This window comes from Klebsiella sp. SYXHC3 (genome assembly GCF_057196925.1).
Window position 1 is genome coordinate 1,428,573 of record NZ_JBXUNG010000001.1, and the last position, 11,922, is coordinate 1,440,494.

9 protein-coding genes and 1 tRNA gene are annotated in these 11,922 nt (G+C 53.6%); 5 read left to right on the forward strand and 5 right to left on the reverse strand.

Annotation, left to right across the window (positions count from 1 at the left end):
• Positions 1 to 10: 10 nt before the first annotated feature.
• On the forward strand, positions 11 to 754 hold the full coding sequence (locus AC2CGP_RS06925; RefSeq protein WP_013878149.1) for a LytR/AlgR family response regulator transcription factor: 744 nt from the start codon (positions 11 to 13) through the stop codon (positions 752 to 754).
• Positions 755 to 797: 43 nt separating this feature from the next.
• Here AC2CGP_RS06925 and glk read toward each other — a convergent pair whose 3' ends face one another.
• Entirely contained in the window at positions 798 to 1,763 is a 966-nt protein-coding gene (glk, locus tag AC2CGP_RS06930) for a glucokinase (protein WP_020078214.1), read from the reverse strand.
• Positions 1,764 to 2,027: 264 nt separating this feature from the next.
• On the opposite strand from glk, the gene AC2CGP_RS06935 reads away from it, so the two are divergent.
• The gene (locus AC2CGP_RS06935; protein ID WP_013878151.1) at positions 2,028 to 3,263 is read left to right on the forward strand and encodes an ion channel protein; all 1,236 of its coding nucleotides are present in this window, start codon (positions 2,028 to 2,030) and stop codon (positions 3,261 to 3,263) included.
• On the opposite strand, the gene AC2CGP_RS06940 is transcribed toward AC2CGP_RS06935, so the two are convergent.
• Complete coding sequence (locus AC2CGP_RS06940) at positions 3,260 to 4,921, reverse strand: alpha-keto acid decarboxylase family protein (RefSeq protein ID WP_048231131.1); 1,662 nt, start codon at positions 4,919 to 4,921, stop codon at positions 3,260 to 3,262. The genes AC2CGP_RS06935 and AC2CGP_RS06940 overlap by 4 nt on opposite strands.
• A 176-nt stretch (positions 4,922 to 5,097) precedes the next feature.
• Here AC2CGP_RS06940 and mgrA point away from each other — a divergent pair, with 176 nt between their 5' ends.
• Complete coding sequence (gene mgrA, locus AC2CGP_RS06945) at positions 5,098 to 6,090, forward strand: L-glyceraldehyde 3-phosphate reductase (protein ID WP_213315640.1); 993 nt, start codon at positions 5,098 to 5,100, stop codon at positions 6,088 to 6,090.
• A 127-nt stretch (positions 6,091 to 6,217) separates the two neighbouring features.
• The gene (locus tag AC2CGP_RS06950) at positions 6,218 to 6,574 is read left to right on the forward strand and encodes a DUF2502 domain-containing protein (protein WP_045362656.1); all 357 of its coding nucleotides are present in this window, start codon (positions 6,218 to 6,220) and stop codon (positions 6,572 to 6,574) included.
• A gap of 39 nt (positions 6,575 to 6,613) precedes the next feature.
• On the opposite strand, the gene AC2CGP_RS06955 is transcribed toward AC2CGP_RS06950, so the two are convergent.
• Positions 6,614 to 7,849 carry an Nramp family divalent metal transporter gene (locus AC2CGP_RS06955; protein ID WP_032715060.1) on the reverse strand — a complete coding sequence of 412 codons (1,236 nt, stop codon included), beginning with the start codon at positions 7,847 to 7,849 and terminating at the stop codon, positions 6,614 to 6,616.
• Positions 7,850 to 8,194: 345 nt separating this feature from the next.
• On the opposite strand from AC2CGP_RS06955, the gene nupC reads away from it, so the two are divergent.
• Positions 8,195 to 9,397, forward strand: a complete 1,203-nt coding sequence (gene nupC / locus AC2CGP_RS06960; protein ID WP_013878156.1) for a nucleoside permease NupC — start codon at positions 8,195 to 8,197, stop codon at positions 9,395 to 9,397.
• A gap of 55 nt (positions 9,398 to 9,452) precedes the next feature.
• Here the strand turns inward: nupC and AC2CGP_RS06965 are convergent, their stop codons facing one another.
• Positions 9,453 to 11,636, reverse strand: coding sequence for an EAL domain-containing protein (locus tag AC2CGP_RS06965; RefSeq protein ID WP_015365516.1), 2,184 nt, complete (start codon positions 11,634 to 11,636; stop codon positions 9,453 to 9,455).
• A 210-nt stretch (positions 11,637 to 11,846) separates the two neighbouring features.
• Positions 11,847 to 11,922: transfer RNA gene (locus AC2CGP_RS06970), tRNA-Ala, on the reverse strand.

An 11,922-nucleotide genomic window follows, 5' to 3' on the forward strand; every position in this document is an offset into this window, starting at 1 on the left:
CGGAGAAAACATGAAAGTTATTATTGTGGAAGATGAGTTCCCGGCGCAGCAGGAACTCACCTGGTTGATTAATACTCACAGCCAGATGGAGATCGTCGGCACCTTTGACGACGGTCTCGATGTGCTGAAATTCCTGCAGCACAATAAAGTCGATGCCATCTTTCTCGACATCAATATTCCCTCTCTGGACGGCGTACTGCTGGCGCAAAATATTAGCCAGTTCGCGCATAAGCCGTTTATCGTTTTTATCACCGCGTGGAAAGAACATGCGGTGGAAGCCTTTGAACTGGAAGCGTTTGACTACATCCTTAAGCCTTATCAGGAATCGCGGATTATTAACATGCTGCAGAAGCTGTCCAGCGCCTGGCAGCAACAGCAGCAGGTGGCGGTGAGCGGCGCGCCCGCGCACAACCCGACCCGCGAAAACGACACCATTAATCTGATTAAAGACGAGCGGATCATCGTCACCAGCATTCACGATATTTATTACGCGGAAGCGCATGAAAAAATGACCTTCGTTTATACGCGCCGTGAATCATTCGTCATGCCGATGAACATCACTGAATTCTGCAGCAAACTGCCGGCTGCGCACTTCTTTCGCTGCCACCGCTCGTACTGCGTCAATCTGAATAAAATTCGCGAAATAGAGCCATGGTTCAACAACACCTACGTCCTACGGCTACGCGACCTTGAGTTTCAGGTGCCGGTCAGCCGCAGTAAGGTGAAAGAGTTTCGCCAGTTGATGAATCTGTAATGAGATGGGCGACGGCAGACACCGCCGCCCGGCTGAGAGTGGTTTAGAGGATATGCCCCAGCGTCTGGCGCAGATGCGCGCCGGAGCCCAGTAGGCCTGGGTTATCATGGACGATGAGATAAACCGGAATATCCTGCACGTAGGCTTTAAAGCGCCCTTTATCTTCAAACCCGCCGCGGAAACCCGACGCCTTAAAGAACTCAAGGAAACGCGGGACAATACCGCCCGCGATGTACACGCCGCCGAATGTGCCGAGGGTCAGCGCCAGGTTACCGCCAAAGCGCCCCATAATGACGCAGAATAGCGACAGCGCGCGGCGACAATCAATGCAGGTATCCGCCAGCGCGCGTTCAGTGACGTCCTTCGGTTGCAGGTTCTCCGGCAAACGGCCATCGGATTTAACAATCGCCCGATACAGATTAACTAATCCCGGGCCGGACAGAACGCGTTCGGCGGACACGTGGCCTAACTCGTTGCGTAGCTCCTCGAGAATAATGCCCTCTTCTTCGCTGTTCGGCGCGAAATCAACGTGGCCGCCCTCGCCAGGCAGGCTCACCCAGCGTTTATCAACGTGTACCAGGTGCGCTACGCCAAGACCGGTACCTGCGCCGTAGACTGCGATCGGTTTACCTTCCGCCGGTTGCGCGCCGCCGAACTGGATCAGATGCTCGTCTTTGAGCATTGGGATCGCCATCGACACCGCGGTAAAATCATTAATGATTTCCAGATGCGCGAATCCGAGGTTCTTTTTCATCTCGGCAATAGAAAAAGCCCAGGTATGGTTGGTCATCGCTACCCAGTCGCCGGTGATGGGGCACGCAATGGCGATGCAGCCATCATCGACCTTCACGGCTTGTTCGTCGAGATAGACGCGTACAACGGCCTCAAGGCTTGGATAATCGAGCCCGGAATAAGTTTTAGCGCGGGAAATCTCCCCGCTTGCGATATCACATAACGCCAGACGGGCGTTAGTTCCGCCGACGTCTCCTACTAAAGCAAATTTTGTCATTCCGTTACGGCTCCGCTAAAGTCAAAATAATTCTTTTCGCACACTGTAAATTCATGGCGACATAACAACAACGCCCAACGTACAGCCGCCGGTAGTTTAGCGACATTGGTCACATTTAGCCTGTAATCTATGTAACACGGCATCTTATGACCTACACGCAACGTCAGGTTTGGCCTTAAGTTTATCGTTTCAGCACCATTTGCGCCGAAGCTCTTTACAGAGACAGGCAAAGTAGCGCTTCAGGACATTTAAAAGGAACCCTTCATGTTGCACCCGCGCGCCAGAACGATGCTGTTGTTATCGATACCCGCCATTCTTATTGGTATCGCTTCCAGCCTGGTATTGATTGTGGCGATGAAGATCGCCGCGATTCTGCAGAGCATCTTGTGGAGCGACCTGCCGGCGCATGTCGGCATTGCCGCCGATAGCCCGCTGTGGATAATTGCCATCCTCACTCTCACCGGGATTGCCGTGGGGCTGGTAGTCCGTTTCAGCCCCGGTCATGGGGGGCCGGATCCGGCAACCGAATCCTTGATCGGCGCGCCCATCGCCACCAACGCGCTACCGGGGTTACTGGCGGCATTGATTCTCGGCCTCGCGGGCGGTGTCAGTCTCGGGCCGGAACATCCGATCATGGTCGTCAATATAGCGCTTGCCGTCGCCCTCGGTTCGCGCCTGTTTCCACGAGTAAGTTCGCTGGACTGGACAATTCTCGCCGCGTCGGGAACCATCGGCGCGCTGTTCGGCACGCCGGTTGCCGCGGCGCTTATTTTTTCGCAAACGCTCAATAGCAGCAGCGACGTTCCGTTATGGGACCGGCTGTTCGCCCCGCTGCTGGCGGCGGCGGCAGGCGCATTGACGACCGGTATTTTTTTCCATCCCAATTTCACTCTGCCAATCCCGCACTATCCGCACCTGCGCATCGTCGATATCATCAGCGGCGCGATTGTCACGCTTATCGCCATCGCCGTCGGCATGGTCGCCGTGTGGTGTCTGCCGCGTCTGCACGCGCTCATCCACCGGCTGAAAAACCCGGTGTTAATGCTGGGAATCGGTGGTTTTTTACTGGGGATCCTGGGCGTTATCGGCGGACATATTACGCTATTTAAAGGTCTGGACGAAATGCAGCAACTGGCCTCCAGCCAGACGCTTGGCGCCGGCGATTTTCTGCTCATTGCCGTGGTGAAATTGGCGGCGCTGGTGCTGGCGTCCGCATGCGGTTTCCGCGGCGGGCGTATTTTCCCGGCGGTGTTTGTCGGCGTCTCGTTGGGGCTAATGCTGCATGCTCACGTTGAAGCGGTACCGGCCGCCATTACCATCTCCTGCGCGATCCTCGGCCTGGTGCTGGTCGTTACCCGCGACGGCTGGCTGAGTCTGTTTATGGCGTCAGTAGTGGTGCCTGACACCACCCTGTTGCCGCTGCTTTGTATCGTGATGCTCCCGGCCTGGCTACTGCTGGCCGGGAAGCCGTTGATGATTGCCAAACGCCGCGGCGATTAGCCGCGGTTGTTGCGATTTTCCAGCGCCTGGGTGACCGCGCGTAAGAAATCAGGAATATCCATTTTCGGCAGCATAACTTCGACCATCGTTAGCTTATCGGAATTAACGCTATCGGCCATCGCCTCCGCCAATTCGCCGGTTTGCGTTACCCGCCAACAGCGGGAAGGCGTATCCGGCGCAAAAGCATCGGGGAAGCGGCTCCAGTCCCACAATGCGATATCGTTGTAGCGCTGTTCCGGCCCGTGAATCGCGCGCTCGACGGTGTAGCCCTCATTATTCAACAGCAAAATTAACAGCTTTTGCTTATCGCGCAGCATTGAGCTCATCTCCTGGATAGTGAGCTGGGCGGCGCCATCGCCAATGATTAATACCACCCTTCTGTCCGCGGCGGCTGTCTGTGCGCCGTAGGCGGCAGGTAGCGTAAAGCCGATTGAGCCCCATAGCGGCTGCACCAGCAGCGTCGCCTGGGAGGGAAGTTTTAATGAGGCGATGCCGAATGCCGAGGTCCCCTGATCGGCAAGAATAATATCGCCCGGCCGCAGCTGTTTCTCGACCGTACTCCAGAAGTTTTTCTGCGTCAGATTACCCTGCGGCGCGCCGGAAGCGTCGGGCGCGATGATATCTGGCGCGCTCCATTCGGCGGACAGCTTGCCAGAAACGTCAATGAGTGCCGCCAGCGCCTGATCCATCGGGATCCGGCTGAACCAGTGATCGCCAACCCGCGCGGCGAACGGCTGGATTTCGATGGTTTTCTCCGTTGGCAAATGATGTGTAAAGCCGGCGGTAATCGTATCGGTAAAGCGCGTACCCACGCAGATGATGGCATCGGCGCTTTCCATCGCCTCGCGAGTCTGCGGCGCGCTGGCGATCCCGCTATAGGTCCCGGCAAAACCTGAGCCTTGTTCGTCAAATAGCCCTTTCCCCATCAGCATGGTGGCGTGGGTTATCGGCGCGGACTTAACCCACTGCTGTAGTGTGTTTTGCAGACCGTAACGCTGGGCGAGAAAATCCGCCAGCAGCGACACGCGACGGCTGCTGCGTAACAGTTTGGCCGCGTGCTCGCGAAAGCCGGCAAGCTGGTTTTCATCGGCCGCCGGGCCCTTAATGACCAGCGCGCGGGCCGGCGGCACCGCGCGGGCTTTCGCCACGTCGGCAGGCAGCATCAGATACCCTGGGCGGTGGTGGGTCAGCATGTCGCTTAATATCCGGTCAATTTCATGACAGGCGTTGCCCGCCGTTAGCGTCGCCTGAGTACAGGTAATTTGTTCGCTCATCCGCGAGAAATGGGTGAAATCACCATCGCCGAGCGTATGGTGCAGGAGTTCACCGCGCTGCTGCGCGCCAGTCGAAGGGGCGCCCACAATATGCAGCACCGGGATATGTTCCGCATAACTACCGGCCACCCCATTCAACGCGCTTAACTCTCCTACGCCATAGGTGGTTAGCAGCGCGCCAGCGCCTTTTATACGCGCATAGCCGTCTGCGGCGTAGGCCGCGTTCAGTTCGTTAGCACAGCCGACCCATCCCAAATCTTGATGGGCTATCACGTGATCGAGAAACTGTAAGTTGTAATCACCAGGTACGCCGAACAGGCGATCGATACCACAATCTACGAGACGATCCAGCAGATAATCGCCAATGGTGTAAGTCGGTTGCATATCCATAATCCTTGTTGTTGTGCAGGTATTCTGAGTATTAGATATGCGTTTTACCTGTCCAGATTGTGAGCAACAAAGAGGGTGGAAAGCAAAATTTACGCGTTTTCCCCATATACTCCGCGTGCAACATTGATTAGTGTAAACGTATACACACCCTGTTTTGATGCGGAGGAAGTATGGTTTACCAGGCAAGCGACACGCGTTATCAGGCCATGGAGTACCGCCGATGCGGGCACAGCGGCCTGAAGCTACCGGCGATATCTCTCGGCCTGTGGCATAACTTTGGCGATGAAACACAGGTAGAGATCAGCCGCCAGTTGCTGCGTCACGCCTTCGACCTTGGTATTACCCACTTCGACCTGGCGAACAATTACGGCCCACCGCCGGGATCGGCGGAGAGCAACTTCGGGCGGATCCTGAAAGAAGATTTTCTGCCCTACCGCGACGAACTCATCATCTCCAGTAAAGCGGGCTATACCATGTGGGACGGCCCTTATGGCGACTGGGGATCGCGCAAGTATCTGGTCGCCAGCCTCAACCAGAGCCTGAAGCGGATGGGCCTTGAGTACGTCGATATCTTTTATCACCACCGCCCGGATCCGGAGACGCCGCTGGAGGAGACCATGCGGGCGCTGGATCATCTGGTTCGCCAGGGGAAAGCACTTTACGTTGGTTTATCAAACTACCCGCTTGAGCAGGCGCGTCAGGCTATCGCTATCCTCAACGATCTCGGCACGCCTTGCCTGATTCACCAACCCAAATATTCGATGTTTGAACGTTGGGTGGAAGAAGGATTATTAGCGATGTTGCAGGCCGAAGGCGTGGGAAGTATAGCGTTTTCACCGCTTGCCGGCGGCCAGTTGACCAACCGCTATCTAAACGGTATTCCGCCAGACTCGCGCGCAGCCAGCAATAGCCGTTTTTTACAGCCGGAACAGCTCACCGCCGAGCGGCTGGAAAAAGTCCGCCAGCTTGACGCCATTGCCGGGCGCCGTGGACAGAAGCTCTCACAGATGGCGTTAGCCTGGGTGCTGCGAGAAGATAAGGTGACGTCAGTGCTGATCGGCGCCAGTAAAACGGCGCAACTGGATGATGCCGTAGGCATGTTAAGCAATCGCCAGTTCAGCACTGAAGAGTGTGCCGCTATTGACGCGATCCTTGCGGTGTAAACTCATTTTTACTTTGGCAAAAAATGCTATTTCTTGCGATTTAAGAGTTCCCTGATGCTACGTCTCTTTACCGGCTCGTAATATCTGGTTAACAGGTCATTTAAGACCCGATCGTGAGGAGAAGAGTATGTTCAGGTCACTGATTCTGGCTGCGGTACTACTGGCATGCGCGCCGGTTATCGCTAATGCTGGTGAAATCACCCTGCTGCCATCGGTAAAATTACAAATTGGCGATCGTGACGGTTACGGTAACTACTGGGACGGTGGCGGCTGGCGCGACGGTGATTACTGGCGTCGTCATTATGAATGGCGCGATCACCGCTGGCATCGCCATGATAACGGCTGGCATCGCGGTTGGGATAAACGCGGCTGGGATCGTGGTCGCGCTTACGAGCGCGGCTATCGCGAAGGCTGGAACGATCGTCGTGGCGGCTGGGGCCGAGGCCCGGGCGGCGGACGTGGTCACGGCCACGGGCACCACTAATTGATAAAGGGAGCGCAAGCTCCCTTTTTTGTTGCCGTATTAATCTAATGCTGAACCAATAATCAGCCAGCCGTTCAGCGCCACCACAATCGCCACAATCAGCCAACCGATGCGTTTTACCCACCGACTATTAACCAGATCGCCCATTAACCGCGCATCGCTGGTAAAAATTAGCAGCGGCACCAGCGCCAGCGCAATCCCGAAGCTCAGCAACACCTGACTCATCACCAGGATACGCGTCGGGTCAAGCCCCATCATAATCACGATAAATGACGGCAGCATGGTGATTGTCCGGCGAAACCACAGCGGAATATGGAAGCGGATAAACCCCTGCATCACGACCTGCCCGGCAAGCGTTCCGACTACCGTCGACGAGAGACCGGCGGCAACCAGACTGAGACCAAAAACCGTCGCGGCGGCATGGCTGAGCAGCGGTTCGAGAGTTAAATAAGCCTGGTCGAGATCGGCCACGCCGGTGTGGCCGTTGAAGTGAAACGCAGCGGCGGCGGTCGCCATCATCGCCAGGTTAACGAAACCAGCGATGGTCATCGCAATCGCCACATCCCAACGCGTGGCGTTATAGCGTTCTTTGCGCGACCCATCGTGCAGGTTCTGCGTCAGCGACGAGTGCAGATAAATAACGTGCGGCATAATCGTCGCGCCGAGTACCCCGGCGGCAAGGAATACCGCCTCACCATTAGGCAGACTCGGAATAACCATGCCTTTGGTCAGCGGCGCTAACGCCGGCTGCGAGAAGATAAGTTCAACCACATAGGCCGCTGCTACAAACAACAGTAGCCCGCCAATGACTTTTTCCAGCGGTTTCTGCCCGCGACGCTGCAACATCAGGATCAGGAAAGTCGCGACACCGGTCAGCACCGCCCCCTGCAATAAGGAAATGCCGAGCAGCAGCTTAAAGCCGATGGCCGCACCGATAAATTCAGCCAGATCGGTCGCCATGGCGATAATTTCCGCCTGTACCCAATAAAACCATACCACCGGGCGCGGGTAGTGATCGCGGATCTGTTCCGCGAGGTTTTTACCGGTGGCGATACCAAGCTTGGCCGATAACACCTGAATCAGCATCGCCATCAGGTTCGCCCAGACCACTACCCATAATAATTGATAGCCAAAGCTGGCGCCTGCCTGGATATTCGTGGCGAAGTTACCCGGATCGATGTAGCCGATGGCAGCAATGAACGCGGGGCCCATCAGTGCGAGCCTCATCTTGCGCGCTGCGCGACCGCTGCTATTCTCAACGCGACTGCTAGTCATTTTCTGCCCCTGGAAATATAGCCTTTGCTATGTTTAATGCTATCAAAATGCGAATGATTATCAAGTTCATTTAGAAAGGTGATAATGATTGCTTTGATAGGAGGGAACGATAGTAGGCCAAACAACAAAACGGGCGTGAAGCTGTGGACAACGCGCCTTTCATCAGATTAGTACATTAATGCAACTTTTAATACCTTTGCATAACATAACAAAAATGTACGATTGATCACTATTTTTGTTATTGGTCACATATCCTTGCAATAGTGTGGATTCGATCTCGTTTTATTTAGGCTTGTTGCATAGAATGTGCACGGAAATTTAACCTGCCTCATATTTGGAGCAAATATGGACCGCGTCTTGCATTTTGTCCTCGCGATCGTTGTGGTGGCTATACTGGCCTTGTTGGTCAGTCACAACCGTAAGCAGATCCGCATTCGTTATGTTATTCAATTACTTGTTATTGAAGTTTTGCTGGCCTGGTTCTTCCTGAACTCCGATGTCGGTCTGGGTTTTGTGAAAGGCTTTTCCGAGATGTTCGAGAAACTTCTCGGTTTCGCCAACGAGGGCACCAACTTCGTATTCGGTAACATGAACGATAAAGGTCTGGCCTTCTTCTTCCTGAAGGTTTTGTGCCCAATCGTCTTTATTTCCGCGCTGATTGGTATTTTACAGCATATTCGCATTCTACCGATTGTCATCCGCGCTATCGGTACCGTGCTGTCGAAAGTTAACGGCATGGGTAAACTGGAATCTTTCAACGCCGTCAGCTCGCTGATCCTCGGTCAGTCGGAAAACTTCATCGCCTATAAAGATATTCTCGGCAAAATGTCGCGCAACCGTATGTACACCATGGCGGCAACCGCGATGTCTACCGTTTCGATGTCTATCGTCGGCGCGTATATGACTATGCTGCAGCCGAAGTATGTGGTTGCCGCGCTGGTGCTTAACATGTTCAGCACCTTTATCGTCCTGTCGCTGATTAACCCGTACCGCGTTGAGCAGAGCGAAGAAAACCTGCAGATGTCCAATCTGCACGAAGGTCAGAGCTTCTTCGAAATGCTGGGCGAATACATTCTGGCAGGCTTTAAAGTAGCGATTATCGTCGCGGCGATGCTGATCGGCTTTATCGCGCTGATTTCCGCACTCAACGCCCTGTTCGCGACCGTCACCGGCTGGTTTGGCTACAGCATCTCCTTCCAGGGGATCCTCGGCTACATCTTCTATCCGGTTGCGTGGGTGATGGGCGTGCCGGCGAGCGAAGCGCTGCAGGTGGGCAGTATTATGGCGACCAAACTGGTGTCTAACGAATTCGTGGCGATGATGGATCTGCAGAAAGTGGCAGCGACGCTCTCCCCGCGTGCGGAAGGTATCATCTCTATCTTCCTGGTCTCCTTCGCCAACTTCTCTTCTATCGGTATCATCGCTGGGGCAATTAAAGGCCTGAATGAAGAGCAGGGTAACGTGGTTTCCCGCTTTGGCCTGAAACTGGTTTACGGTTCCACGCTGGTCAGCGTGTTGTCAGCTTCCATCGCTGCGCTGGTGCTGTAATCCCAAACTGACGTTAATAGCATAACAAGCCGGGCAGCGTTATCGCCCGGCTTTTTTACGCCTTTAATTCGCTTAACGGCTGCGGTTTGCCAATCAGGTAACCCTGTAAATAATCGACGCCCAGCGCCAACAGCATCGCCTTTTGCGCCTCTGTCTCGACGTACTCTGCGACTACCGTAAGCTGTTTCGCCCGCGCGATTTCGATTATGGATTTGACGATAATCGCATCAAGCTGGTCGCTCTCGATTTCGTGCACGAAGCAGCCGTCAATTTTTACGATATCCGCCTGCAGGCTCTTCAGACGCTCATAGTTCGCGTAACCGGTACCGAAGTCATCAATGGCGATAGCGCAACCGAACTCACTCAGCAGCTGAATATTATGCATGCTGGTATCCGCATTCGAGAACGCCTGCTCCTCGGTTATCTCAATCGTAATATACGCAGGCGATACGCGATAACGCTTAAACAATGCGATAATCTGAGCGGCGCTATCCTTTTGCATCAGCGTATACGGCAGCAAATTGACGGAGAAGCGTCGGCCAGGATGGTGATCGATCTGGCTGAACAGCGTTTCCAGAACCAGCATATCGAAACGCTGGCTGAGGTTGAACTGCGCAATAAGCGGAATAAAACGATCCGGCGTGATAATCGTCTCGCCGCAACGCATACGGGTGAGGATTTCGTAATAGCCCTCCCCTTCTGCGTTCTGAATCGGCTGCGCATACAGCAGGAGGCTACGCTCGTTCAGCGCTTGTTTTATTTTCGTCAGCATCCGTACCTGTTCGGTCGTTTGATCGGAAACCTCTTCCTGCGCGATATCTAACGCCAGCACCCGCTGCACGGCGCCAGCCTGCTCCGATAACCAGCTAAGCTGGCCAAGCATGGGGTGTAATTCGGTCTCAATGCCGCTGTAACTACCCCACGCCGCGCCAAACTCTAAATCCAGATCCTGGTTATGCCAGTTAAATTTAGCGTGGTTAAGCATCGAGACGATGTGGTTTAACCGTGCCGCCGGTTCCGGCCCCTCTATCACCAGCAATAACTCGCTACCCGGGAGCTGATAAATTTTATCGTGGTGATCCAGGAGCGGCTGCAGACGGCGGGCTATTTGCCGTTTGCACTCTACACGCATCATCATGCCGTAGTGACGGCTAAGGAAGTCCAGGTTTTCGATACGCAGGCTGCTAATAACAACCCGAGGCGATTGGCGCAAATGCCCTTCCAGCGCCCGCAGATTGGGTAACCCGGTTAACGGATCTTCTTCAGCCCGATCGCGCCAGCGCTGTTTAATTCTCTCGCTACGCGAATAAATATCCGTCATGTAAAACAAACAAATCGTGAATGAAATTAACACCGACAGGACAAATGACAAGGAGTACCCCGATTGAACGCCCTGGAGAAAATTTTTGTTATAGGCCACTAAAAAGAATGCCGAAATAGCCCAGGTAATGCGAATTAATTCATGCCCCAGCCGGCCGATACCGATGAAGTAGAGAATAAAAATAATCGGCACCAGATATCCAGCAATTAAATCTGAATCAAAAGGCGCGCAAAGCACCAGCATGATTGTGATTAATGCCATAAACCAATATATGGTAAAGGCTCTTCTTTTTTTCACCAGCCACGGTTGGCAATGACGCAACCAAAACACCCGCCGGTAACGTGGGCAAACCATCATTCTCATCGGGTAATAGAAAGCGGTAGTAAAGATTAAGGCGGCGCATATCAACGCCTGGATATCAATAACGGAATAGATGATCGACGCGGTACTGAAGTAGCTGGAGACGGCAAGCGGGAAGGCGAAGAAGCGCCCCGCCAGATACATCGTCAGCTTAAGCAGAATGGGGGCAAAGAAGCCGCCCCAGAAGATACGGCGACCGATATGGCGCTTGGCAGGCCTTCCGCTACGCCATTTTTTCCCCGACAACGAGCGCATGATAGCGAAGGTGAAAAAGACGGAAAATAACTGACAAAATAACAGGATAGCGGCCTGTGTATAAGTTAGATCTATTACAAATGTATTAGTAATTGCAAACGCAACAATCAAGGGGGCAACGGCGTAACGGCCAAAAATACAAATGGTTGCGTACATTACGCTTAATGGCAGCCATGCCAGATAAATTTGTTTTCCGTCGATAAGGGTTTGCGGAGAAATTAATCGAGATAGCGGAATAAAAATCAAACAAACAATTAACGCCAGCAGAGTTTTTTTAACTTTGATGTTAAATATGTCAGTCATTATTGTTAATCAACACCTCTGCGGCTAAAAAATTATAAGCAATCAGAAAATAGTATGTTGGTTAATAATGGCAGGCAAGAAAATAAATCGAGAAAAATTCCTAAATTACGTTGGTTTTTATTTGCTCGATACACGCTGACGTAAGCTTAACGTCATTTACATTAACGGCGCAAAAAGCAAAAACCCCCGCCGTAGCGAGGGTTCGAATTTTGGTGGAGCTAAGCGGGATCGAACCGCTGACCTCTTGCATGCCATGCAAGCGCTCTCCCAGCTGAGCTATAGCCCC

What these genes read in the sequence shown, in the direction of transcription:
- AC2CGP_RS06950 (WP_045362656.1), top strand. Translation starts at nt 6,218, where the DNA reads ATGTTCAGGTCACTGATTCTGGCTGCGGTACTACTGGCATGCGCGCCG.
- AC2CGP_RS06935 (WP_013878151.1), top strand. Translation starts at nt 2,028, where the DNA reads ATGTTGCACCCGCGCGCCAGAACGATGCTGTTGTTATCGATACCCGCC.
- AC2CGP_RS06955 (WP_032715060.1), bottom strand. Translation starts at nt 7,849, where the DNA reads ATGACTAGCAGTCGCGTTGAGAATAGCAGCGGTCGCGCAGCGCGCAAG.
- AC2CGP_RS06965 (WP_015365516.1), bottom strand. Translation starts at nt 11,636, where the DNA reads ATGACTGACATATTTAACATCAAAGTTAAAAAAACTCTGCTGGCGTTA.
- AC2CGP_RS06925 (WP_013878149.1), top strand. Translation starts at nt 11, where the DNA reads ATGAAAGTTATTATTGTGGAAGATGAGTTCCCGGCGCAGCAGGAACTC.
- nupC (WP_013878156.1), top strand. Translation starts at nt 8,195, where the DNA reads ATGGACCGCGTCTTGCATTTTGTCCTCGCGATCGTTGTGGTGGCTATA.
- glk (WP_020078214.1), bottom strand. Translation starts at nt 1,763, where the DNA reads ATGACAAAATTTGCTTTAGTAGGAGACGTCGGCGGAACTAACGCCCGT.
- AC2CGP_RS06940 (WP_048231131.1), bottom strand. Translation starts at nt 4,921, where the DNA reads ATGCAACCGACTTACACCATTGGCGATTATCTGCTGGATCGTCTCGTA.
- mgrA (WP_213315640.1), top strand. Translation starts at nt 5,098, where the DNA reads ATGGTTTACCAGGCAAGCGACACGCGTTATCAGGCCATGGAGTACCGC.